Origin of the sequence: Devosia sp. 1635, assembly GCF_013185955.1 — a bacterium.
Taxonomy (GTDB): domain Bacteria; phylum Pseudomonadota; class Alphaproteobacteria; order Rhizobiales; family Devosiaceae; genus Devosia.
In genome coordinates this window covers 326,314-347,467 of record NZ_JABAOM010000005.1, presented here as the reverse complement: position 1 = coordinate 347,467, position 21,154 = coordinate 326,314, and the positions used below count along the sequence as shown (strand labels likewise).

Annotated in this window: 24 protein-coding genes and 1 other RNA gene; 12 read left to right on the top strand and 13 right to left on the bottom strand. The window is 64.7% G+C overall.

Annotated elements, in window-relative coordinates; genetic code table 11:
• Positions 1 to 135 precede the first annotated feature (135 nt).
• Positions 136 to 981, top strand: coding sequence for a TIM barrel protein (locus tag HRU92_RS17895; protein ID WP_172122427.1), 846 nt, complete (start codon positions 136 to 138; stop codon positions 979 to 981).
• Here HRU92_RS17895 and sthA read toward each other — a convergent pair.
• Positions 978 to 2,399 (bottom strand): Si-specific NAD(P)(+) transhydrogenase, encoded by a 1,422-nt coding sequence (gene sthA, locus HRU92_RS17890; protein ID WP_173088814.1) that lies wholly within the window; start codon positions 2,397 to 2,399, stop codon positions 978 to 980. The two genes, HRU92_RS17895 and sthA, sit on opposite strands and share 4 nt — an antisense overlap.
• A gap of 115 nt (positions 2,400 to 2,514) precedes the next feature.
• Positions 2,515 to 3,366, bottom strand: coding sequence for an LOG family protein (locus HRU92_RS17885; protein ID WP_248307218.1), 852 nt, complete (start codon positions 3,364 to 3,366; stop codon positions 2,515 to 2,517).
• A 247-nt stretch (positions 3,367 to 3,613) separates the two neighbouring features.
• Between HRU92_RS17885 and ffs the strand changes: the two genes are divergently transcribed.
• The 4 genes from ffs (at position 3,614) to recR (ending at position 6,613) form a co-directional block, all read left to right on the top strand.
• An RNA gene (ffs, locus tag HRU92_RS17880) (signal recognition particle sRNA small type) lies at positions 3,614 to 3,709 on the top strand.
• Positions 3,710 to 3,773: 64 nt separating this feature from the next.
• The gene (locus HRU92_RS17875; RefSeq protein WP_172122425.1) at positions 3,774 to 5,591 is read left to right on the top strand and encodes a DNA polymerase III subunit gamma/tau; all 1,818 of its coding nucleotides are present in this window, start codon (positions 3,774 to 3,776) and stop codon (positions 5,589 to 5,591) included.
• The gene (locus tag HRU92_RS17870) at positions 5,588 to 5,911 is read left to right on the top strand and encodes a YbaB/EbfC family nucleoid-associated protein (protein WP_172122424.1); all 324 of its coding nucleotides are present in this window, start codon (positions 5,588 to 5,590) and stop codon (positions 5,909 to 5,911) included. The genes HRU92_RS17875 and HRU92_RS17870 overlap by 4 nt, the downstream gene beginning before the upstream one ends.
• A 105-nt stretch (positions 5,912 to 6,016) precedes the next feature.
• Positions 6,017 to 6,613, top strand: a complete 597-nt coding sequence (gene recR / locus HRU92_RS17865) for a recombination mediator RecR (RefSeq protein WP_172122423.1) — start codon at positions 6,017 to 6,019, stop codon at positions 6,611 to 6,613.
• On the opposite strand, the gene HRU92_RS17860 is transcribed toward recR, so the two are convergent.
• On the bottom strand, positions 6,610 to 7,113 hold the full coding sequence (locus tag HRU92_RS17860; protein WP_172122422.1) for a hypothetical protein: 504 nt from the start codon (positions 7,111 to 7,113) through the stop codon (positions 6,610 to 6,612). The two genes, recR and HRU92_RS17860, sit on opposite strands and share 4 nt — an antisense overlap.
• 140 nt (positions 7,114 to 7,253) lie before the next feature.
• Here HRU92_RS17860 and HRU92_RS17855 point away from each other — a divergent pair, with 140 nt between their 5' ends.
• On the top strand, positions 7,254 to 7,472 hold the full coding sequence (locus tag HRU92_RS17855) for a DUF2945 domain-containing protein (protein ID WP_172122421.1): 219 nt from the start codon (positions 7,254 to 7,256) through the stop codon (positions 7,470 to 7,472).
• Positions 7,473 to 7,481: 9 nt separating this feature from the next.
• On the opposite strand, the gene rmuC is transcribed toward HRU92_RS17855, so the two are convergent.
• Positions 7,482 to 8,627: a DNA recombination protein RmuC gene (gene rmuC, locus HRU92_RS17850; RefSeq protein WP_173088812.1), complete on the bottom strand. Its 1,146-nt coding sequence runs from the start codon at positions 8,625 to 8,627 to the stop codon at positions 7,482 to 7,484.
• A 172-nt stretch (positions 8,628 to 8,799) separates the two neighbouring features.
• Between rmuC and HRU92_RS17845 the strand changes: the two genes are divergently transcribed.
• Positions 8,800 to 9,039, top strand: a complete 240-nt coding sequence (locus tag HRU92_RS17845) for a hypothetical protein (RefSeq protein WP_172122419.1) — start codon at positions 8,800 to 8,802, stop codon at positions 9,037 to 9,039.
• Positions 9,040 to 9,071: 32 nt separating this feature from the next.
• Here the strand turns inward: HRU92_RS17845 and HRU92_RS17840 are convergent, their stop codons facing one another.
• Genes HRU92_RS17840 through HRU92_RS17830 form a run of 3 tightly spaced genes read right to left on the bottom strand, consistent with a single transcriptional unit; the run spans position 9,072 to position 10,331 of the window.
• Positions 9,072 to 9,536: an SRPBCC domain-containing protein gene (locus tag HRU92_RS17840; RefSeq protein ID WP_172122418.1), complete on the bottom strand. Its 465-nt coding sequence runs from the start codon at positions 9,534 to 9,536 to the stop codon at positions 9,072 to 9,074.
• Positions 9,533 to 9,895 carry a metalloregulator ArsR/SmtB family transcription factor gene (locus HRU92_RS17835; RefSeq protein ID WP_248307217.1) on the bottom strand — a complete coding sequence of 121 codons (363 nt, stop codon included), beginning with the start codon at positions 9,893 to 9,895 and terminating at the stop codon, positions 9,533 to 9,535. The genes HRU92_RS17840 and HRU92_RS17835 overlap by 4 nt, the downstream gene beginning before the upstream one ends.
• 49 nt (positions 9,896 to 9,944) lie before the next feature.
• Positions 9,945 to 10,331: a GFA family protein gene (locus HRU92_RS17830; RefSeq protein ID WP_173088810.1), complete on the bottom strand. Its 387-nt coding sequence runs from the start codon at positions 10,329 to 10,331 to the stop codon at positions 9,945 to 9,947.
• 119 nt (positions 10,332 to 10,450) lie between these two features.
• Here HRU92_RS17830 and def point away from each other — a divergent pair, with 119 nt between their 5' ends.
• The 3 genes from def (at position 10,451) to truA (ending at position 12,895) form a co-directional block, all read left to right on the top strand.
• Positions 10,451 to 10,966 (top strand): peptide deformylase, encoded by a 516-nt coding sequence (def, locus tag HRU92_RS17825; protein WP_127751996.1) that lies wholly within the window; start codon positions 10,451 to 10,453, stop codon positions 10,964 to 10,966.
• Positions 10,967 to 11,090: 124 nt separating this feature from the next.
• Positions 11,091 to 12,011 (top strand): methionyl-tRNA formyltransferase, encoded by a 921-nt coding sequence (gene fmt, locus HRU92_RS17820; RefSeq protein WP_172122416.1) that lies wholly within the window; start codon positions 11,091 to 11,093, stop codon positions 12,009 to 12,011.
• Positions 12,012 to 12,157: 146 nt separating this feature from the next.
• On the top strand, positions 12,158 to 12,895 hold the full coding sequence (truA, locus tag HRU92_RS17815; protein ID WP_172122415.1) for a tRNA pseudouridine(38-40) synthase TruA: 738 nt from the start codon (positions 12,158 to 12,160) through the stop codon (positions 12,893 to 12,895).
• On the opposite strand, the gene HRU92_RS17810 is transcribed toward truA, so the two are convergent.
• The 5 genes from HRU92_RS17810 to HRU92_RS17790 form a co-directional block, all read right to left on the bottom strand.
• A complete protein-coding gene (locus HRU92_RS17810; RefSeq protein WP_172122414.1) occupies positions 12,892 to 13,464 on the bottom strand; it encodes a hypothetical protein in 573 nt (190 codons plus the stop codon). The genes truA and HRU92_RS17810 overlap by 4 nt on opposite strands.
• Before the next feature lie 14 nt (positions 13,465 to 13,478).
• A complete protein-coding gene (locus HRU92_RS17805; RefSeq protein ID WP_172122413.1) occupies positions 13,479 to 14,021 on the bottom strand; it encodes a hypothetical protein in 543 nt (180 codons plus the stop codon).
• The gene (gene dapE / locus HRU92_RS17800; protein ID WP_172122412.1) at positions 14,018 to 15,169 is read right to left on the bottom strand and encodes a succinyl-diaminopimelate desuccinylase; all 1,152 of its coding nucleotides are present in this window, start codon (positions 15,167 to 15,169) and stop codon (positions 14,018 to 14,020) included. Before dapE ends, HRU92_RS17805 begins: the two co-directional genes overlap by 4 nt.
• 84 nt (positions 15,170 to 15,253) lie before the next feature.
• On the bottom strand, positions 15,254 to 16,096 hold the full coding sequence (gene dapD, locus HRU92_RS17795) for a 2,3,4,5-tetrahydropyridine-2,6-dicarboxylate N-succinyltransferase (protein ID WP_172122411.1): 843 nt from the start codon (positions 16,094 to 16,096) through the stop codon (positions 15,254 to 15,256).
• A 47-nt stretch (positions 16,097 to 16,143) separates the two neighbouring features.
• Complete coding sequence (locus tag HRU92_RS17790) at positions 16,144 to 16,980, bottom strand: prephenate dehydratase (protein ID WP_172122410.1); 837 nt, start codon at positions 16,978 to 16,980, stop codon at positions 16,144 to 16,146.
• Between the two features lie 256 nt (positions 16,981 to 17,236).
• On the opposite strand from HRU92_RS17790, the gene HRU92_RS17785 reads away from it, so the two are divergent.
• Together HRU92_RS17785 and HRU92_RS17780 are read left to right on the top strand one after the other, a co-directional pair.
• The gene (locus HRU92_RS17785) at positions 17,237 to 18,109 is read left to right on the top strand and encodes a cytochrome c family protein (RefSeq protein ID WP_127751988.1); all 873 of its coding nucleotides are present in this window, start codon (positions 17,237 to 17,239) and stop codon (positions 18,107 to 18,109) included.
• A 70-nt stretch (positions 18,110 to 18,179) separates the two neighbouring features.
• Positions 18,180 to 19,118, top strand: a complete 939-nt coding sequence (locus tag HRU92_RS17780; RefSeq protein ID WP_172122409.1) for a glyoxylate/hydroxypyruvate reductase A — start codon at positions 18,180 to 18,182, stop codon at positions 19,116 to 19,118.
• Positions 19,119 to 19,548: 430 nt separating this feature from the next.
• Here HRU92_RS17780 and HRU92_RS17775 read toward each other — a convergent pair whose 3' ends face one another.
• Entirely contained in the window at positions 19,549 to 20,907 is a 1,359-nt protein-coding gene (locus HRU92_RS17775; protein WP_172122408.1) for a leucyl aminopeptidase family protein, read from the bottom strand.
• Positions 20,908 to 21,154: the final 247 nt, after the last annotated feature.

The window sequence follows — 21,154 nt, the reverse complement described above, 5'->3', positions numbered from 1 at the left end:
CTTAGTGCGGGATGGGCGGAGCCGCCAGCCCCCGGGCCGGCATGGTTAAGCGGGCGATAGCCAGTCACCCCGATCCGGCTTGCACCCGTTGTCCCCGCGGGCCAGTGTTCGGGGACCCAAGAGGAGTGTTGTTGCATGACCCCCGAAGAGCGAATTGCCGTTTCGAGCTGGTCGCTGCACCGGCTGCTGGGCAGCACCTATCCCCATGATCTGACCCGCAATGAAGTGGGGAGGGAGGAGCTGACCTATGGGGAGGGCAGCGAAACCCTGCTCGACCTGCCATCCGCGCTGAAGCGGCATGGTTATCATCGGCTCGAATTGGTGTCCTTTCACCTGCGCAGCCGCGATCCGATTTATCTGGAAGAACTGCGGGCGAGCCTTGCGGTCTCGGATGTGCGGCTGCAGACCCTGTTGATCGATGCCGGCGACATCACCGATCCCGTGCATGGCGATCGCGACCGGGACTGGATTGCCGGCTGGATCGAAGTCGCCAATACACTGGGCGCAGACAATGCCCGGGTGATTGCCGGCAAGCAAAAGCCGACCATGGCGGCGCTGGATCGCTCGGTGGCTGCGCTGCGCATCCTCGCTGATCGCAATGCGGGCTCATCGGTGCGGCTCGTGACCGAGAACTGGTTTGACCTGTTGCCGACGCCGCAGCAGGTGCATTGGCTGCTCGATCAACTGGACGGACGCGTTGGATTGCTGATGGATTTTGGCAATTGGTCGGGGCCGGGCAAATACGAGGCGCTGGCATCCATCGCGGGGCGGGCGGAGCTCTGCCATGCCAAGGCGCATTTCTCAGATATTGGGGTTCTCGATGAGGCGGATTACTCCGCCTGCATCGTTGCGGCCGAAAATGCCGGTTACCGCGGCCCCTATACCCTGATTTATGACAATGACGTGCTGCGCGAATGGGACGGCTTGCGCCATGAGCGGGACTTCGTGATCGGCTGGTCCGAGCACGAAGAAGAGGTCTAGGGCAAGGCGGCCGCGAGCGGGGTGGTCTGGCGCGGCATGCGGTTCCAGGCGTCCAGCGCGGCGATCTTGTAGGCTTCGGCCAAGGTCGGGTAATTGAAGGCATTCTCGACGAAATAGTCGAGCGTGCCGCCCAGATTGAGCACGGCCTGGCCGATATGAATGAGCTCGGTCGCGCCCTCCCCCACGATGTGGACGCCCAGCAATTTGCGGTCCTCGAGCGAAAACATCATTTTCATCATGCCCGACTGCAAGCCCATGATGTGGCCGCGCGAGGTTTCGCGGAAGCGCGCCACGCCGCTTTCATAAGGAATGCCTTGCGTGCGCACCTGCTGCTCGGTGAGCCCAACAGTTGAAATCTCGGGCACGGCATAGATGCCATAGGGGAAGAACTCGGGAGCGGGGTGCATGGCCGCGCCGCAGGCATGAAGGGCCGCAATCCGCCCCTGCTCCATGGACGTAGAGGCGAGCGAGGGAAAGCCGATTACGTCGCCGGCGGCATAGATGTTGCGCACATTGGTTTGGAAGGTGGCAGGGTCGACCTTGAGGCGGCCGCGATCCTGCGGGGTGATGCCAGCGTTTTCGAGCCCCAGATTGGCGGTCGCGCCAGAGCGGCCGGCCGCATAAAGCAGCATGTCGGAGCGAATGCGGCGCCCGTCGGCGAGGATCGCGATCGGCCAGCCCACGGAATCGAGCTCGACCTGATCGACCTTGGCTCCGAGACGCAGGGTGACGCCGCGCTGGCGCAGTTCGTGGGTGAACTCCTCGATGATCTCGCGATCGATGAAATCGAGAATGGTGTCCTTGGGCTCGATGATGGTGACGGGCACATCGAGCGCCGAAAAGATGGTGGCGTATTCGATGCCGATCACGCCGGCCCCGACCACGGTCAGGCTCTTGGGTACGCGCGGCTCAAACACGAGGCTATCGCTATCCACTACGGAGCGGTCGTTGAAGGGGATATTGGCGGGGCGATAAGGGGTGGTGCCTACGGCGATCACGGCGTAATCAAAGGAAAAGACGTGCTCTTCGCCATCGGGGTCGGTGACGCTGATCCGGTTGGTATCAAGGAAGCGCGCCATGCCGCCAAAGGTGCGCACGCCATTGCGGGCGAACTGATGCTCGAGCACTTCGATCTCGTAATCGAGCGTCTTGCGCAGGCGCGAGCCGAGATCCTTGCCCTCGATCTCCTTTTTCACCCGATAGGCGAGACCATAAAAGCCGCGCTCGCGCCAACCCGAAAGGTTGAGCACGGTTTCGCGTAGGGTTTTCGAAGGGATAGTGCCGGTATGGACCGAAACGCCACCGAGGCGCAGCCGGTTTTCCACCACCAGCACCGAGCGGCCGAGCTTGGCTGCCTGCACGGCGGCACGGCGGCCGGCGGGGCCGCTGCCGATCACCACGATATCATAATGGTCCATGAAGACTCCTTGAGGTGCCGGTGACGGGAGGCGATTTCACCCTTCCAGGGCAGGACGGGCAAGACGAAGCGGCGCGAGAACGTTAAGAGTGCGGGCTAGGCGGGCGGCGCTCCGGTCAGAGCGCCGCAACCGGGGCGGGCAGGTCATAAAACTTTTGCACCACGTCCCAGCCCTCCTGGGCGGTGTCGACCACGTTGAACAGTTCAAGATCATTGGGCGAGATGGTTCCGGCTTCCGCCAGCGCCTCGAAATTGATGACCTTGCTCCAAAAGCTCGCGCCAAACAGCAAGAGCGGCACCCGGGCCATGCGGCCGGTCTGGATCAGGGTCAGCGCCTCGAAGAATTCATCAAGCGTGCCAAAGCCGCCGGGGAACACCGCGACTGCCTTAGCGCGCAGGAGAAAATGGATCTTGCGCGTGGCAAAATAATGAAAGTTAAACGAAAATTCCGGCGTGACGAAGAGATTGGGCGCCTGCTCATGGGGCAGAACGATGTTGAGCCCGATGGAGGGCGCGCCCACATCGGCCGCACCGCGATTGCCCGCTTCCATGACGCCCGGGCCGCCCCCGGTCACCACCACAAATTCCTTGAAATCAAGGCTGCGCGAGGTTTCCGAGGCAAGGCGCGCGAAATCGCGCGCCACATCATAGTAGCGCGAGGCGGCTTCCAGATTGGTTTTCTGGGTCTGGTTCTTGGCGGCCCAGGCCGGCTTGCCGGGCTCGGGAATGCGCGCACCACCAAACAGGACCACGGTGGAATTGATCCCCGCTTCGCGCAGACGGAACTCGGGTTTCAGATATTCCAGCTGGAAGCGGACGCCGCGGATGTCCTCGGAGGTGAGAAAGTCGTCATCGGCGAAAGCCAGGCGGAATGCGGATGACTGGGTCTGGGGCGTATTGGGAGCGCGCTGGGAAGCGTCAATATCCTCCTGAGAGGTACGCAACGGGGTGGGACGGCGTCTGGCCAAGAAAAGCTCCGATACGGGCAGTTGGGTTTTGTGGTGAGTTAAGCGGGCGGGGAACGCGGGGTAAAGGGTCGCACCCCGCAAAGGGCTGCGCCCTTATCATATAGGTATTTGGACCCGATCTTGAAGACGATGGCCGCAGCGGCGGGCAGATTGGTCGCCTTCGAGCCGCGCGCGAGCGCGGATCAAGGGCGCGCTGCACCGGTCTTGCCCCTTGCCTTTACGGCCATTTATTCGCATATAGCGCCTCGGGAGGTTGGCGCGGACGTGTTCCTCGCCAACCGGGTCAGGTCCGGAAGGAAGCAGCCCCAACGAGACCTGCACGGGTCGTTGCCAGCCTCCTATTTATTCCCGAGCTGAGCCAGCGGCTCCCCGGTTTTTTCCTTTTTCACCATGCATTGGAGGGCAGGATGGCGGACGCTCAAACCTCGCCTTATCTGGTGCTGGCCCGCAAATATCGCCCGCGCGACTTCTCGACCCTCGTGGGGCAGGACGCGATGGTGCAGACGCTGGGCAATGCGTTCAAGCAGAACCGCATCCACCACGCCTTTATCCTGACCGGCGTGCGCGGCGTGGGCAAGACCACGACAGCACGGATTCTCGCGCGCGCCTTCAACTATGAGGATGCGAGCGGGCGGCACCCCACGCTTGACCTCTCGGTCGAGGGCGAGCATTGCCGCGCCATCATTGAGGGGCGCCATGTCGATGTGGTGGAGATGGATGCCGCGTCCAATACCGGCATCAACGACATTCGCGAGATCATCGACTCGGTTAAGTACGGCCCGGTTTCGGCGCCGTTCAAAGTCTATGTGATCGACGAAGTGCATATGCTCTCGACAGCGGCCTTTAACGGGCTGCTCAAGACGCTCGAAGAGCCGCCGCCCTATGTGAAGTTCATTTTCGCGACCACCGAGATCCGCAAGGTGCCGGTGACCATCCTGAGCCGCTGCATGCGGTTCGACCTCAGGCGGATCACTCCCGAGGTGATGACGGCCTATCTGCAATCGATCCTCGAGCAGGAAGGGATCGGGTTCGAGCCCGAGGCGCTCGCCATGATCGTGCGGGCCGGTGAAGGCTCGGCGCGCGACAATCTTTCGCTCCTCGACCAAGCGATCGCCCATGGCGATGGGGCGGTGACGGCGGCGACGGTCAAGGCGATGCTGGGGCTGGGGGACCGGTCGCGGATCATCGACCTCTTTGAAGAAGTGATGGCCGGGCGGATCGGGGACGCGCTGCAAACGCTGCGTTCGCTTTATGACCTCGGGGCCGATCCGCAAACGCTGATGGCCGATCTTGCCGATTTCACCCATCTCGTAACGCGCATCAAAGTGGTGCCGGCGGCGGGCGAGGATTTGTCGCTGACCCCCGACGAGCGCGTGCGCGGGGCCGAATATGCCGGGCGGCTACCGATGCGGGCGCTGTCGCGGGCCTGGCAGATCCTCTTCAAGGGCCACGAAGAAGTGGGGCGGGCCAACAATGCCCTGCAGGCCGCCGAAATGGTGCTGGTGCGCTTGGCTTATGCGGCCGATCTGCCGACGCCCGACGAGTTGATTGCCAAGCTGGCCAACCAGCCTGCCCCCGCGCCGGCGCTGTCGCCGGGCGGCGCCTATGGGCGTGCTCCGAGCGGTGGTGGTGGCGGGCAGGCGATGCGCGTTGAGGCGCCGCCAGCCTTCCAGAACGAGCCGGCCGTGTCTCGGCCCCTGCCCTCCCCTGAGGATGCGCCCCAAGCTTTGGCGCAGCCGGTGCTGGTGGCGACGCAGCCGCCCGAAACCGTGCAGCCCGCTCCCCCGCCGCCCCCGGCCATGGCCAAGGTGGGCAGTTATCGCGAACTGATTGCGCTGGCGGGCGCCAAGCGGGACGTGCTGCTCAAGCTGGCGCTGGAATCGCAGATGCGGCCCGTGTCGTTCAGCGAAGGACAGATCGAGGTGGCGCTGGCCGAAGGCGCCGATCCCGGTGTCATCGCCATGTTGTCGGCGCGGCTGCAGCAATGGACGGGTTCGCGGTGGCTGGTGACCGTATCGAGCAAGCCGCCCGAAGGCCTCACGTTCCGGCAGGAGCAGCAGGAGCGGCAAAAGGCGGCGCATGCGGCGGCGCATGAAGATCCGCTGGTGCAGGCCATACTTGAGACCTTTCCGGGTGCGAAGGTCGTGAATGTGAAATTGCGTGACGATGCCGTCGCGCCCGAGGCCGATGCGGCCCCCCCGCCAGCAGAAGAGGACGAGGAATGAAAGACATCATGGGCATGATGAAGGCCGCCACCGAGATGAAGAGCAAGATGGAGGCCATGCAGGCCGAGCTCGGCGACCTCGTGGTGGAAGGCCAGGCGGGCGCGGGCATGGTCACCGTCTCGCTCAATGGCAAGGGCGAGATGCGCGGCGTCACCATCGATCCGAGCTTGTTCAAGGACGACGATGTCGAGGTTCTTGAGGATTTGATCGTGGCCGCGCACAACGATGCCAAGAGCAAGGCGGAAGCCGAAATGCAGCGCAAGATGGCCGAAGTCACCTCCGGCCTGCCGCTGCCTCCGGGCATGAAGCTGCCGTTCTAGGTTTGTTGGACTGATGTGAAGGCGCGGGGCATTCCCGCGCCGATCCCGTTGCGGCGCGTGGCGCCACCTCTTCGCCCACCGGGCGTCGGGGCAGGAATGATGTTGATGGCGAGCGGCGGACCCGAGATTGAACAGCTGATCCAGCTGATGGCGCGCTTGCCGGGCCTGGGGCCGCGTTCGGCGCGACGGGCGGTGCTGCAGCTGATCAAGAAAAAGGATCAGCTGATGATCCCGCTCTCGGCGGCGCTTGACCGGGCCGTCGTGGCGGTGCGCACCTGCGAAGTGTGCGGCAATGTCGATACGCAAAGCCCCTGCGCCATCTGCGCCGATCCGCGGCGGGGCGAAAGCGGCATGCTGCTGGTGGTGGAAGACGTGGCCGACCTTTGGGCGCTCGAGCGCGCCGGCGTCGGCGCGGTGAAGTACCATGTGCTCGGGGGCGTGTTGTCGCCGCTCGATGGCGTCGGGCCCGATGATCTTTCGATCGAGGCCCTGCTGGCGCGGGCACCCGAGTTCAGCGAGATCGTGCTCGCGATCAATGCGACGGTCGAGGGGCAGACCACCGCCCATTACATCACCGACCGGCTGGGGCATGGCACCACCAAGGTGACGCGCCTCGCCCACGGGGTGCCCGTGGGCGGGGAGCTCGATTATCTCGATGAAGGCACGTTGAGCCAGGCGCTCAAGGCGCGCACGCTGGTTTAGCGGACGCCCTTGTCGGGATCAAAGCCGTCGCCTTCTTCCCATTCGGTTTCATCGAGCGGCTCGGGCTCGTCTTCGTCATCATCGAAGGGAGCGCTGTCGGCCGCTTCCCCGGTGATGGCGGCGCGGCCATCCACATCATCGGGCGAGAGGGCATCGAGGTGGTCCTCGGGATCCTGCGCCAGAACGCCCGTGGCATTGCCATAGTCGAATTCGTCGTCGGCATCGGCCAGCGAGCCCGAGAGTTCGGCAATGGCGCGATCGATTTCGTCGAGCAGCGGATCGGTATCGGGATTGGTGGCAAGATCGCCGGCCTGGCGGGCGCGGATCTGGTCGGCCAGTTCGCGCAGGCGATCAACGCGTTCGCCCGCCGGGCGGTCCTCGCCATAAAGCAGGTCGTCCACCTCATCCTGGCTGATCGGTTGGCCGACAATGACTTCGTCGACGGCATCGGCCGGTGCGGTGTCCTGCGGCAGGATAGAGCCGGGATGGTTTGTGGGCATGGCTTGCTTCCTTGAGCGAGAGTGTTCGAAGCACACAACGCGCCGGAGCGAGCGCGGGTTCACTGCACCGATCAACTGCTTGGGGGGACTGCAACGGGGCGCCGGCCGGCTCGTTGCTGGATCAACGCAAGGAGCGGTTGATGAGCAAGGCATTGCACAAGGGCACGAAAGTGACGTGGAACTGGGCCGGCAGCACGGCACAAGGCACGATCGTGGAGCGGTTCACCGATAAGGTCACCCGCACCATCAAAGGCGCCGAGGTGACGCGCAATGCCAGCCAGGAGGAACCGGCCTTTTTGATCCGGCAGGAGGATGGCGACGAGGTGCTCAAAAGCGCCAGCGAGCTGGAACCGAAGTAAGCCGCGGGCTTACTCGCCGGCCAGCCGGGGTTGTTCCTCGAAATCCATGGCGTCGATGCGCTCGCCGCGCTTGTTGATCTTGCCGGTGGAGGTGAGGATATCGCCGATATCCCGGCTGGCCTGGTTGAAATGGGTCTGCAGCTTATTGACCCGCTCGTCGAGGCGCCCGAGATCGGCCAGCAATTCGCGCACCTCGCCCTGGATCAAATGGGCCTGTTCGCGCATGCGCACATCGCGCAAGAGGGCCTGGATCACCTGCACCGAGAGCATCAGGAGCGCGGGCGAGACGATGACGACGCGGGCGCGCGCCGCCTTTTGCACCACATCGGGGAAATGCTCGTGAATATCGGCAAAGATGGATTCGGAGGGCACGAACATGAAGGCGGTGTCCTGGGTTTCCCCCGCGATGAGGTATTTCTCCGCAATTGCCTTCACATGCACGCCGATATCACCGCGAAACTGGGTTTGTGCGGCGCGCAAGGTTTCGGGTGAGTCAGCCATGCCGAGGCGCTGCCAGCTTTCGAGCGGAAACTTGGCATCGATCACGAGGCTCGGTGCGCCATTGGGCATGAGCACGAGGCAATCGGGGCGGCTGTTGTTGGAAAGCGTAGTCTGGAAGGAATAGCTGTTGGGCGCCAGCCCATCGGCAATGATCGCTTCCATGCGCCCCTGCCCGAAAGCGCCGCGGGTTTGCTTGTTGGCCAGAATGGATTGCAGCGACACGATCTCGCTCGAGAGCGAGGTCATGGTGGATTGGGCGCGATCGATGACCGCGAGGCGCTCATGGAGCTTTGACAAGCCCTCATCGGTCTTGGCGCGGGTTTCCTGCAGGGCCTGGCCGACGCGTTGAGAGGTGGAATCGAGCCGCTCGTTGACCAGACGCGCCAGATGGGAGGTGCGCGAGCCAAAGATCTCGGACATGGTTTGCATGCGGCCCGTCATCTCCGACTGCACCTGCATAAGCCCGGCGAGATGGCGCTCCATGGCTTCCGAGCGCGCCAGCACCGCCGCAGTTTCCGCCGCTCGCGCTTGCCCGGTGCGCAGCGCCGCCAGCACGAGCACCAGCAGCAGCAGGACGATGAGCCCGCCACCCGCCGCGAGCGCCTGGAGCGGAGTGACTGCGAATTGGCCGAAAACAAGAAGCGGGCTGTCCATGCTGCTGGTTTAGGACGATTCGGGCGTTCCTCCTATGTTCTTGTGCGGCGCGGCGCCAACTGGCGACCAGTTGCGGGGGGAGTGACCCGGATTTTACGGGGCAACAACACAGGTTTAGGGAATGCCTACTCCCACCCCCCCGGCGCGTTGCGGGTGGAGCCAGGAGAGAGCCATGCCACTATATTTCTTTGATACCGATGATGGTGACGTCTTGTTCAGGGACGAGATCGGCTCTGACCTGGCTAGTGACCACGCCGCGCGCGACGAAGCCTCAAGCGCCCTGGCGGAACTGGCCAAGGACCATATTCCCGGGGCCTACCCGCAAAAGAACATCACCATGTGGGTGCGCAATGAAGAAGGTGAGCCGATCCTGCAACTGGCGCTGAGCTTTGCCATCCGGCCCCTGAAATAGCGGCGTGGGCGCTGCCGACCAGTTCGCGCAATTCAGTCGAGCTCCCCGGCGTAAGCGGCCAACTGATCAATGGTGGTGCCCCAACCTTCATCAAAGCCCAGTTCGGCGTGCTTGTGGCTATCGGCGGCGTGGAGGACACGAGCGGAATAGCGGGTGCCCGGCCCTTCGGGCGTAAAGGTGATGATCGCCGTCAGCGCCAGCCATGGCTCGGTGGGACGCCAGCCTTCGGCCAGGGCCGTGGTCCAGACCAGGCGCTGCTCGGGCAAAACCTCGAGAAAGCAGGCTTCCACATGGGGTTGGAATGGCCCCTCCCCTTCGCGCATCCGGGTTTCAAAGCCGCCGCCGGGGCGCAGATCGAGCTTGACCACCTCGCATTCGATGGGCGCCGGGATCCACCAGCGCGCGAGATGCTCCGGCCGGCTCCAAGCGGTCCAGACCTTGGCGGGCGCTGCGTTGATGAAGCGAGTAATGGTGAGTTCGTTGTCGCAAACAGTCATGGATTTGGCTCCTCGGCCAGATGGTTTTCGACATAAGCCGCGAGCCGATCCGCCCCGGCGCTCCAGAATGCGCGTTGCTCGGCCAGCCAGCTTTCGGCTTGCAGCAGCCGCTCGGGCTCGATGCGGCAGGTGCGAATACGGCCGGTTTTTTCCGTCGCGATCAAACCGGTTTCCTCAAGCACCCGCAAATGCTTGAGAAAGGCGGGCAGACCCATGGCGAAGGGCTCGGCCAGTTGCTTGACCGGCTTGGGGCCAGCCAGCAGCTGGCGCAGCACCGCCCGCCGGGTCGGGTCGGCAAGGGCGTGAAAGGCTCCGTCAAGGGCTGGGTCAAAGTTCTCCATGTGGTGAACTATAGACATCAGTTCACCACTTGGCAAACTAAACCTGTTGCGCGTTAGTAAGTGGCGCTCAGGCGGCGTGCGGTGGGTCTTGCTCGAACTGACCCGCGCCCTTCACCGGTGTGAGCCAGGGTTCGCGGCGCTTGATCCAGCCTTCGCGGGTGGGCACGAAGGCGGCCGGGACCTGATCGAGCGAACCCAGCACGATTTCAGCGCCGGTTTCGTCGAGGTGGAAGAGCGGCGCGCCGCATTGGGGGCAAAAGCTGCGCCCCTCAAAAGTGGCGTAAGTGCCGGTGACCGAGAAGCGATCGACCGGCCAGTCGGCATAATACAAAAAGGTGCTGCCGGTTTCGCGCCGGCAGTCGGTGCAATGGCAAAGGCCGACTTTGAGCGGTTCGCCCGTCACTTGGTAGCGCACCGCGCCACAGCGGCAACCACCCTGATAGGTTGTTGGCATGGCGTTATTCCTCCCTGTTGCGGCAACGGAACGGCCTTGGCGGGGTTCCAGCGCAGTTGACCGGAAGCGCCGAAAATACCATATCGGGAACAATTCCCATTTTGCCTGGACGAATTAACATGGCTATCCGCCCCATTCTTGTGTTGCCCGACCAGCGGCTGCGTGCCGTCGCCGACGCCATCCCCGAGGTGGACGAGGAGATCAAGACGCTGGCCAAGGACATGCTGGATACCATGTATGACGCGCCCGGCATTGGTCTTGCCGCCCCCCAGATCGGGGTGATGAAGCGCATCGTGGTCATGGACCTGGCGGGCGAAGGCGAAACGCCCGATCCGCTGGTGATGATCAATCCCGAGATCACCAAGGTTTCCGACCAGATCCAGGTGACCGAAGAAGGCTGCCTGTCGATCCCCGAGCTCTACTATGAAGTGGAGCGGCCTGACGCGGTGACGGTGAAGTACACCGATCTGGATGGCAATGAAGTGGTTCGGGATGCCGATGGCAAGCTGGCCGTTTGCATCCAGCACGAGATCGATCATCTCGATGGCGTGCTTTACATCGACTATCTCAGCCGCCTCAAGCGCGACCGGGTGATCAAGAAGTTCGACAAGGCCGCCAAGCGCGCCGCGGGGTAGCCGCACCACGACCACGTGGTTCGAGGCTGCGCTGCGCACCTCACCATGAGGTCTACTGCAGGAGCGCAGCAGACCGATCATCTAAAAGTCTACCGAAGCTGTAGGCGTGCCCAGGAGTTTGCCGATGCGCGTTGTTTTCATGGGCACGCCCGAATTTGCCGTGCCGACCCTGTCCGAGATCGTTTCGAGCGGGCATGAGGTGGTGGCAGTTTATACGCGCGCCCCAAAGCCAGCCGGGCGCGGGCAGGCCGAGCGCAAGTCGCCGGTGCATCTGGCGGCGGAAGCGATGGGCATTCCCGTGCTGACGCCGCGCTCACTCAGGGGCCCCGACGAGCAGGGCGTATTTGCGCTCCATGATGCCGATCTCGCGGTGGTGGTGGCCTATGGGCTCATTCTGCCCAAGCCCATTCTGGAAGCGCCGCGTGAGGGCTGCCTTAACCTGCATGGCTCGCTGTTGCCGCGCTGGCGGGGCGCGGCGCCGATGCAGCGCGCGATCATGGCCGGGGACACGCAAACCGGCGTCATGGTGATGCGCATGGAAGAAGGGCTCGACACCGGGCCTGTCGCCCTGGGCGAAGTGATCCCCATCGGCCCCGACACCACGGCGGGCGAATTGCACGATACGATGATGCGGGTTGGCGCCGATTTGATGGGCCGGGCGCTGGCGGCGCTCGAGCGCGGCAGCCTTGATTTCACCCCGCAGCCCGAAGCTGGCGTGACCTATGCCAAAAAAATCGAAAAGGGGGAAACCCGGATCGACTGGTCGCGGCCGGCCGCGGAGGTGCACAACCATATTCGCGGCCTTTCGCCCTTTCCCGGCGCCTGGTTCGAGATCGAGCTCGGGGGCAAGCCGGTGCGCGTCAAGGCGCTGCGCTCGACCCTCGCGGCAGGATCAGGGGCGCCCGGCACGGTATTGCCGGAGCTGACCATTGCCTGCGGGACTGGCGCCGTGCGGCTCGTCCAGGTGCAGCGCGAAGGCAAGACCGCGATGGATGCGGCGACGTTTCTGCGCGGCGCCGGTGCGCTGCCGAGGATGCTCAGTTGATCGCGAACTTCGAGATTTGTGCTCCCTCCCCCCTTGAGGGGGAGGGCCGGGGTGGAGGGTGGCCTTGTGGGTCACTGATGGACCCCCTCCCCCGGCCCCTCCCCTCAAGGGGGCGGGGAGGCCAGACCTTGGGCCGGTGCTGAGCCATGGCGCGGTTCAAGCTCGTTCTGGAATATGACGGCACCCCGTTTTCGGGCTGGCAGGTGCAGCCGGCCCGGCTGAGCGTGCAGGGCGTGCTGGAAGACGCCATCGAGCGCTTTTCGGGCGAGCGGGTGGTGACGCAAGCGGCCGGGCGCACCGATGCGGGGGTGCATGCGTTGGGCCAGGTGGCGCATTTTGACCTTTCGCGCGCATGGGACCCGTTCCGGGTGCGCGAGGCGCTCAATTATCACTTGCGGCCCCATCCGGTGGCGGTGATATCGGCCGCAGCGGTGGACGAGAGCTTTGAAGCGCGGTTTTCCGCCACCGCGCGCCATTACGAATACCGTATCCTCAATCGACGGGCGCCGGCGGTGATCGAGCGCAACCATGTGTGGCACTTGCCCATGCCGCTCCAAGCCGAGCCGATGCACGAAGCGGCGCAGGGCATTCTGGGCCTGCATGATTTCACGACGTTCCGGGCGGCTGAGTGCCAGGCCAAGTCGCCGCTGCGCACGCTCGACCGGCTCGATGTGCGGCGCGAGGGCGAGCATATTGTCGTGGTGGCGAGTGCGAGGAGCTTCTTGCATCACCAGGTGCGCTCGCTGGTGGGCTCACTCAAGCTCGTGGGTGAGGGCAAATGGGCGCCGGAACGCTTGCGCCAGGTGCTCGATGCGCGAGACCGGCGTCAATGCGGGGCGATGGCGCCGTCAGCCGGGCTGTATCTGACCGGGGTCGACTACTAGACGGGCGGCGGCGGCACTGCCGGCATCAGCATGCCGTAGAACAGCAGCAGCCCGATGCTGGCGCCCACCAGCTGGGCGACGATGAACATCGCCACCTGCATGGGCGAGAGCGTCACGATCAGGCGGGCAATGTTGATGTCGATGATGATCACGACGATGATCACGCCGAAAAAGGCAATGCCGCCGCCATCGCCCACCAGCAGCAGGAGCAGCGACAGGAAGGCAGTAAAGAACGTGGTCCAGTTATCGGCGACCAGGAAGGGCACGAAGCCATCGGTGCGCCCGAGCTGGCGCAGCACCACATAGGCGAGAGCCGCCTGAAGCAGGAACAACACGCCATTCATCAGCAGGCCACGGGTGGCTAGGCCCGGCTCAAGCCCAAGGCCGAACAATTGCGGCACGAAGGCCGAGATCGCGTTGGCCAGGAGGAAGGCAATAAAGGAGCCGATCAGGCCGCGCTGGCTGAAATCGAAAAAGCTTGCTGCCTGCCGGTTGCCGGTCAGGAGCGCAAAGCAGCCGCGTGCCGCACTGGCCAGTTCATCGCGAAAACTCGTGGTCGGCTGGGCCAATGGTTACTCGGCAATCATAGGGGGGACGCGGCGGGGTTCAGGAGCATGTAAAGGCTCACCGGCATGCCGACAAGCAGCGCGATCGTTAAAACTGCAAATGCGACCGAAACGCCTCGGCTCCAGCCGGCCGCAACACGGCCGAGGCGATAAAGCAAATAGCCCAGCGCGAGCCAGACCAGCAGCAGCGCGGGGCCGCCGATGAGGGAAACCACCGTCCCGGCAACAAGATAGGCCACCAGCGCATAAATGCCGGGGACCAGCAAAGTGCGCAGCGCGGCCGGGCTGGCCAGAACGCGCTTGGTGATCTGGATGGCCAGCAGCAGCGCCAGGATGGACAGCGCCTGCACCACCAGCGCCGAAGCGATGCCCATCATGCTGGGCATGCCAACGCCCATGGAGGCGAAGGCGACGGACAGAAAGGCGAAAAACAGGAAGATGGACAGCGCGGCCGCGAGGCCTGCATTGGTCAGGGTGAAGTGCTGCGACCAGGCGGGGTCACCGCGCAGCAGCAGCATCCAGCCGCGCCAGGCCCGGGTGAGCGCCGCCCAAAGCTTCACGGAACCGCACCGGCAAAAAAGCGGCGCATGAATTGCGTGTAGATCTCGGTCAGCCCGGTGAGATCGGAGATGGCGATGTGCTCGTCGATCTTGTGCATGCTGGGGCCCACAAGACCACATTCCACCACCGGACCATAGGGGGCAATGAAGCGGGCGTCCGAAGTGCCGCCGCCGGTGGAATATTGCGGGCGCTGCCCGGTGCAGTCCGCGATGGTGTCCGACAGCAATGCAACATGCTCGCCGAGGGGGGACAGGAAGGACAGCGAGGGGCGGCCGATGACCTCGAACCGCACGGTGGTGCCGGAGGGATCCACCTCGGCGATGCGCTCGCGCACCCATTGTGCCAGGGTGTCGGGGGTCCAGCCATCGTTGAAGCGGATATTGAAGCGCAGCGTCCCGGCGGCGGGGATCAGATTGGCGGTGGGATTGCCCACATCGATCGAGGTGAGCTCGAGATTGCTGGCGGGGAAATGCTCGGTCGGGGTGTCGAGGCGCGTTTCGCTCAGGGCGAGAGCAATGCGGGACAGTACGGGGAGCGGGTTGTTGGCCTTTTCCGGATAGGCGACATGGCCCTGGGTGCCCTCGACGGTGACAACGCCCGAGAACGAGCCGCGCCGGCCGATTTTGATGCTGTCACCCAGGGTGGCGGCGGAACTCGGCTCGCCCACCAGGGCGAAGTCGAAACGGTGACCCTGTTCATTGGCCCAGGCCATGAGCTTGCCGGTGCCGTTGACCGCGTCGGCTTCCTCGTCATTGGTGATGGCGAGCATGATCGTGCCGGCGTCAGCGGGAATGGCGGCGGCCGCGGCGACAAAGGCTGCAATGCCCGACTTCATGTCGGCGGCGCCGCGGCCATATAGCTTGCCCTCGCTGTGGCGGGCGGTGAAGGGGTCACTGGTCCAGAGGGCTGGATCGCCAGGGGGCACCACATCGGTGTGGCCGGCGAACAGGAGCCGGCGCCCGCCCTGCCCCCGCATCGCGAAGAGATTGTCCACCGGGCAGGAGCCGTCGCCCTCAAAGCGCAGGCGCTGGACCGAAAAGCCCAGACTTTGCAACTCGGCGCCGAGCAGGTCGAGCGCGCCGGCCTCTTCGGGGGTGACCGAGGGGCAGGCGATCAGGCGGGTAAGGAGGTCAACGGGGTCGGTCATATCGGGATGGTTCCGAGAGCGTGGCCCACCCCACCCTGCCTCCTCCATTGAGGGGGAGGGGAAGGAGGAGCCTGCGCTGGCGACTTAATCGCGGAGGAGCTCGTTGATGCCAGTCTTGGAGCGGGTTTGGGCGTCCACGGTCTTGACGATCACGGCGCAGTAAAGGTTGGGGCCGGGCTGGCCATTGGGCAGGGGCTTGCCCGGGAGCGAGCCCGAAACCACTACGGAATAAGGTGGCACCTTGCCGATATGGATTTCGCCGGTGGCGCGATCGACGATCTTGGTGGAAGCGCCGATGAAGACGCCCATGGAGATCACCGAGCCTTCGCCAACGACAACGCCTTCAACGATTTCCGAACGGGCGCCAATGAAGCAATTGTCCTCGATGATGGTAGGAGCCGCCTGCAGGGGCTCGAGCACGCCGCCAATGCCGACGCCGCCGGAGAGGTGGACGTTCTTGCCGATCTGCGCGCAGGAGCCGACCGTGACCCAGGTGTCGACCATTGTGCCTTCATCGACATAGGCACCTAAATTGACAAAGCTCGGCATCAGGATGACGTTCTTGGCGATAAAGGCCGACTTGCGGGCGATGGCGCCGGGCACGGCGCGGAAGCCGGCATCGCGCCACTGATTGTCACCCCAGCCTTCGAACTTGGTCGGCACCTTATCCCACCAGGTCGAGCCTTCAGCGCCACCGGTCATGGCCTTGTTGTCATTAAGACGGAAGGACAGGAGCACGGCGCGCTTGAGCCACTGATTGACCTGCCACTCACCATCGATCTTTTCGGCCACGCGGGCCTGGCCGCTATCGAGCAGGTTCAGCGCCGTTTCGACGGCGTCACGCACTTCGCCTGTGGTGCCGGGATTGATCTCGGCGCGGTTGTCAAAGGCGGTGTCGATGATGCGGGCAAGATCGGCATGGGACATGGGGGAACTCTCGAAAGATAGGGGGTGTGAAGGGAAAGGCGGGGCCCTCAGGCCGGGGCGCTGGCGTGATCACTGGCGGGATAAACGCCCAGAATGCGGAACTGGTCGGTGAAAAAGCCGAGCTCCTCAAAGGCCAGTTGCACCGACCGGTCGGTGGGATGGCCCTCGATATCGGCATAGAACTGGGTGGCGGTGAAGGCGCCCCCGACCATGTAGCTTTCCAGCTTGGTCATGTTGACGCCGTTGGTGGCAAAGCCGCCAAGCGCCTTGTAAAGCGCCGCGGGGACGTTGCGCACGCGGAACACGAAAGTGGTCTTGGTGTTGCCCGGAGCGGCGCGGCGTTCCTCACGCGAGAGGACGAGGAAACGCGTCGTGTTGTGGTCGGCGTCCTCGATATTGGAGGCCAGAACGTCGAGGCCGTAGATCTCGCCGGCAAAACGCGATGCGATCGCCGCCAGCGTCGGGTCGCCTTTTTGCGCCACTTCGCGGGCCGAGCCCGCGGTGTCGACCGCATTGATGGTGCGAAAGCCGTTGTCGGCGATGAATTTGCGGCATTGTCCAAGCGCCACCGACAGGGACTGGACGGCGCGAATATCGGACAGTTGCGTGCCGGGAAGGCCCAGCAGGTTCATTTCCACCCGGAGATAGGTTTCCCCGATGATGAAGAGCCCGCTCTGGGGCAGCAGGTGGTGGATGTCGGTGATGCGGCCATAAAGTGAGTTTTCCACCGGCACGACGGCGAAATCGGCGCGCCCGCTTTGCACCGCGGCCAGGGTTTCCTCGAAGGTCACGCAACCCATGACTTCGTCGAGAGGAAACACATTGCGTGCCGCCGCATGGCTGAAGGCGCCATTTTCGCCCTGAAACGCAATCTTCCTGCTCATCGATACACTCCGCTCGGCTGTGGGTGCAGCTTTTGAACCCGAGCCCGGCGGGTGTCAATTCGGCCAAGGCCCCGGCAATGAGCCCGGGCGGGGGAAATGTCGCACCACCGGATTGGGCAGTTGCGCCTTGATGGGCTTTGCGACTATCTTCCGCGCGCGGCGAACCGGGTGGTTGAGGGCAGCTTCTTTAGGCAGTCGCAAGTTGAACCCGCTTGGACTATCGTTCGTTCGGGGATGGACTGGTAGAGAGTTTCACATGGATTCGTTTGAGATTAACAAGATCATGGGCGCCGTACTCGGCACCCTGGTGTTTGTCATGGGTGCCAGCTTTGTGGCTGAAGCCATCTACCACCCCATTGAAGGGCGTGGCCCCGGCTATGCGCTTCCCGAACCCGAAGCGACCGAACTGGTGGCCGATGCAGGGCCGGCGGAAGCCGCAGCGCCCCTGGGCGTGCTGCTGGCGAGCGCCGATCCCGCGCGTGGCGCAACCGCCGTTCGCAAGTGCCAGTCCTGCCACAATTTCGGCGAGGGCGAAGGCAACAAGCAGGGCCCCCATCTTTATGGCGTTGTCGGCCGCCCCGAAGGCGCGGTGGAAGACTTTGCTTATTCCGACGCCCTGATCGCCCACAACGCCGCGGGCGATGTGTGGAGCTACGAGAATCTCGACGCCTTCCTGACCAGCCCGCGCGATTATGCGCCGGGCACCAAGATGGCGTTTGCCGGCGTGCGCAGCCCCGAAGAGCGTGCCGATATCCTGGCTTACCTGCAGACCCTGTCGCCCGATCCGGTGCCGTTCCCGGCAGCGGATGTGCCCGCGACCGAAACCGAGGCAGGCGCCGAGCCCCAGGCTGAAGAGCCGGCCGGCGAAGAAGCCGATGTTGCGCCGGCAGATCCGGTTGCGCCCAGCAATCCGGCCAGCACCGCGCCCGAAAACATCACCGTGCCAGTGGCGCCCGATGCGGCGGTGGAAACACCCGAGGAAACCATGACCGAATCACCGGTGGTGGGCACCCCGACGGGCAGCGGCACCCCCGCAACGAACCAGGCCCCGGCCAATCCGATGGCGCCGACCCAGGCCCCTTCGCCAGCGCTGCCGAACGATCCGGGCACGCCCCCAGCCGCACAGTAAGCGGTTCAAGCCTTCATCAAGCCGCGCCCTAAAGCGCGGCTTTCTTTTTGTCTAAACCCAGGACCTTCTCATGCTGCTGCTGCACCTTTCCGATCTGGACGAGGCCGGCTGGGCCGAGCGCCTGCGGGCAGCGCTGGGCGATTACCCGGTGGTGCGGCGCGGCGACCGGTTCGATCCGGCCGCCATACGCTACCTGCTGGTGTGGAAGCCCAAGCCCGATGCATTCGAGGGGCTCGACAATTTGGAACTGGTGCTTTCGATCGGAGCGGGCGTTGATGCGCTGCTCAAGCATCCCGGCCTGCCCGATGTGCCATTGATCCGGTTCGTGGACGAGGATCTGACGCAGCGCATGACCGATTATGTGGTGGCGCAGGTGACCATGCATCACCGACTCCATAGCCGCTTCCAGGCCGACCAGAAGGCGCGGCGCTGGAGCCAGCTTTACCCGCCCGCCGCCAGCGAAACCTGCGTCGGTATCATGGGGCTGGGCGTGCTTGGGCAGGATGCGGCGCGGCGCCTGGTGCCGCTGGGCTTTGCGGTGCGCGCCTGGAGCCGCACGCCCAAATCGGTGGACGGGGTTGAGGCATTCGTGGGCGCCGAGCAGTTCGACGATTTTCTTGCCGGCACCGATATTCTGGTGAACCTCTTGCCGCTGACGCCTGAAACCGCGGGCATCCTCAATATGGAAACCTTCCGCAAGCTGCGGCGCGGCAAGCTCGATGGTGGGCCGGCGATTGTCAATGCAGCGCGAGGCGGGCACCAGCGCGAGGCTGACATCGTCACGGCGCTAGGCGACGGTACGCTGGGGGCCGCGAGCCTGGATGTGTTCGAAACCGAGCCACTGCCGGTTGATAGCCCCCTTTGGGACATTCCCAACTGCTACCTCACGCCACACATCGCGGCGATCTCCAACCCGCAAACCGGGGCCACCTATTTTGCGCAGGTGATTGCCGATCACGAGGCGGGCAAGCCGCTGCGCAATGTGGTGGACCGCGGGCGAGGGTATTAGGAGCGGGCTTAGCGGGACGCGACAGCCTCTACGAGGCTGCGCGGGGGACCGCGAGGGCGCGACAGCCTCTACGAGGCTGCGCGGGGGACCGCGAGGGCGCGACAGCCTCTACGAGGCTGCGCGGGGGACCGCGAGGGCGCGACAGCCTCTACGAGGCTGCGCGGGGGACCGCGAGGGCGCGACAGCCTCTACGAGGCTGCGCGGGGGACCGCGAGGGCGCGACAGCCTCTACGAGGCTGCGCGGGGGACCGCGAGGGCGCGACAGCCTCTACGAGGCTGCGCGGGGGACCGCGAGGGCGCGACAGCCTCTACGAGGCTGCGCGGGGCTGAACGCGACAACCCTGCGGGTTGCGCTGGGGCGATTAGCTTGCGGGTTGCGGCGGGCCGACAACCTTGCGGGTTGCGGCGGACTGCGCGGGCGCGACAGCCTCTACGAGGCTGCGCGGGGGTACCGCGCCTTGAGTACACCGTAGACGGCGCGGATGCCGTGGTCGGTGGCGCCGAAGGGGCGGCCGGCGCGCGCTTCGGGGGCCCAGGCCATGATGTCGAGATGCACCCAGGCGCCGGCATTGGCGACAAAGCGGCGCATGAACAAGGCGGCGGTGATGGAGCCGGCAAAGCCGCCCTGCCCGGCATTGTTCACATCGGCGATCTTGCTGTTCATCATGGCATCGTAGGGCGACCACAGCGGCATTTGCCAGAGCGGATCGTCCAGGGCGAGGCCGGCGGTCATAAGCTCGCGCGCCAGCGCATCATCGGTGGAAAACAGCGCGGGCAGTTCCGGGCCGAGCGCAACGCGGGCAGCACCAGTGAGCGTTGCCATGTCGAGCAGCAGTTCGGGGCTCTCCTCATCGGCCAGCGCCAGCGCATCGGCCAGGATCAGCCGGCCCTCGGCATCGGTGTTGCCGATCTCGACAGTCAGGCCCTTGCGCGATGGGAGCACGTCGCCCGGCCGGAAGGCGGCGCTGGCGATGGCGTTTTCCACAATGGGGATGAGGACGCGCAGGCGCAGGCCGAGCTTGGCCGACACGATGGCATGGGTGAGGCCCAAAATATTGGCGGCGCCGCCCATGTCCTTTTTCATCAACAGCATGCCGGCCGCGTTCTTGATGTCGAGCCCGCCAGTATCAAAGGTCACGCCTTTGCCCACCAGCGTCACCTTGGGATGGCTGGGATCGCCCCAGGAAAGGTCGAGCAGCCGCGGCGGCTGGTGCCCGGCGCGCCCCACGGCATGGATCAGGGGAAAGCCGGCGGCGAGCAGATCCTCGCCGACAGTGGCGGCAACACTCATGCCCCGCTCTTGGGCAAAGGTGCGGATCTGACGCTCGAATTCTTCGGGGCCAAAATCATTGGCCGGGGTATTGATCCAGTCACGCGCCAGGGTCGCCGCTTCCACGAGGCGCTCGACTTCGGCGGGATCGGCGCCTTCGGGCAGTGCCAGCTGCGGGGCGGGCTTGCCTTTTTTGTAGCGGGCGAAGCGATAGGCGCCGAGGCGGAACGCCACTGCCGCGAGCGTCGGATCGCCAAAGGCTCCGGCCAGGCGGTAATCGCCGGGCGCAAGCTTGGCGCCCGCCAGGCCCAGCACCATGGGGGAACGATCGCCCGCCTCGCCAAGCCCGAACAGATAAGCGCCAAGCGCGCCGTTTTCGCCTGGGACCGGCAGCAAGCGGCCGTGCTCGCCATCAAACGCATTGGCCTGCGCCCAGGCCAGCATGGTGGGATTGAGGCCGGCCCCATCGAGCCCGCCGGGTGCAAGGCAGATGATGGCAATGGGCTGGGTGGTGGTCATGGCTTGGTCCCTGAGATCGTGCAGTTTCTTAGCGCGCGTCGCGGTGCACCGGCAATCGCCAAAGCCCGACTTAACGGCGCGTTAGGGTTAATGTTCTACTAAAGCGCAGGCTTTCCTGGTTCGAGGTGTTTGCCGTGCTTGCCCTGCCCTGCCTACCCCCATTGCTGCGCTGTGCCGTGTTGGCGGGGATGACGACACTGCTGCTGGCCGGTTGTGCGTCGAACCGCTCGCTCACGGGGCCGGACGG

Excerpts from the sequence above, each read along its gene's own strand:
- HRU92_RS17895 (WP_172122427.1), top strand. The coding sequence starts at position 136 with ATGACCCCCGAAGAGCGAATTGCCGTTTCGAGCTGGTCGCTGCACCGG.
- sthA (WP_173088814.1), bottom strand. The coding sequence starts at position 2,399 with ATGGACCATTATGATATCGTGGTGATCGGCAGCGGCCCCGCCGGCCGC.
- HRU92_RS17875 (WP_172122425.1), top strand. The coding sequence starts at position 3,774 with ATGGCGGACGCTCAAACCTCGCCTTATCTGGTGCTGGCCCGCAAATAT.
- HRU92_RS17870 (WP_172122424.1), top strand. The coding sequence starts at position 5,588 with ATGAAAGACATCATGGGCATGATGAAGGCCGCCACCGAGATGAAGAGC.
- recR (WP_172122423.1), top strand. The coding sequence starts at position 6,017 with ATGGCGAGCGGCGGACCCGAGATTGAACAGCTGATCCAGCTGATGGCG.
- HRU92_RS17860 (WP_172122422.1), bottom strand. The coding sequence starts at position 7,113 with ATGCCCACAAACCATCCCGGCTCTATCCTGCCGCAGGACACCGCACCG.
- HRU92_RS17855 (WP_172122421.1), top strand. The coding sequence starts at position 7,254 with ATGAGCAAGGCATTGCACAAGGGCACGAAAGTGACGTGGAACTGGGCC.
- rmuC (WP_173088812.1), bottom strand. The coding sequence starts at position 8,627 with ATGGACAGCCCGCTTCTTGTTTTCGGCCAATTCGCAGTCACTCCGCTC.
- HRU92_RS17845 (WP_172122419.1), top strand. The coding sequence starts at position 8,800 with ATGCCACTATATTTCTTTGATACCGATGATGGTGACGTCTTGTTCAGG.
- HRU92_RS17840 (WP_172122418.1), bottom strand. The coding sequence starts at position 9,536 with ATGACTGTTTGCGACAACGAACTCACCATTACTCGCTTCATCAACGCA.
- HRU92_RS17835 (WP_248307217.1), bottom strand. The coding sequence starts at position 9,895 with ATGTCTATAGTTCACCACATGGAGAACTTTGACCCAGCCCTTGACGGA.
- HRU92_RS17830 (WP_173088810.1), bottom strand. The coding sequence starts at position 10,331 with ATGCCAACAACCTATCAGGGTGGTTGCCGCTGTGGCGCGGTGCGCTAC.
- def (WP_127751996.1), top strand. The coding sequence starts at position 10,451 with ATGGCTATCCGCCCCATTCTTGTGTTGCCCGACCAGCGGCTGCGTGCC.
- fmt (WP_172122416.1), top strand. The coding sequence starts at position 11,091 with ATGCGCGTTGTTTTCATGGGCACGCCCGAATTTGCCGTGCCGACCCTG.
- truA (WP_172122415.1), top strand. The coding sequence starts at position 12,158 with ATGGCGCGGTTCAAGCTCGTTCTGGAATATGACGGCACCCCGTTTTCG.
- dapE (WP_172122412.1), bottom strand. The coding sequence starts at position 15,169 with ATGACCGACCCCGTTGACCTCCTTACCCGCCTGATCGCCTGCCCCTCG.
- dapD (WP_172122411.1), bottom strand. The coding sequence starts at position 16,096 with ATGTCCCATGCCGATCTTGCCCGCATCATCGACACCGCCTTTGACAAC.
- HRU92_RS17790 (WP_172122410.1), bottom strand. The coding sequence starts at position 16,980 with ATGAGCAGGAAGATTGCGTTTCAGGGCGAAAATGGCGCCTTCAGCCAT.
- HRU92_RS17785 (WP_127751988.1), top strand. The coding sequence starts at position 17,237 with ATGGATTCGTTTGAGATTAACAAGATCATGGGCGCCGTACTCGGCACC.
- HRU92_RS17780 (WP_172122409.1), top strand. The coding sequence starts at position 18,180 with ATGCTGCTGCTGCACCTTTCCGATCTGGACGAGGCCGGCTGGGCCGAG.
- HRU92_RS17775 (WP_172122408.1), bottom strand. The coding sequence starts at position 20,907 with ATGACCACCACCCAGCCCATTGCCATCATCTGCCTTGCACCCGGCGGG.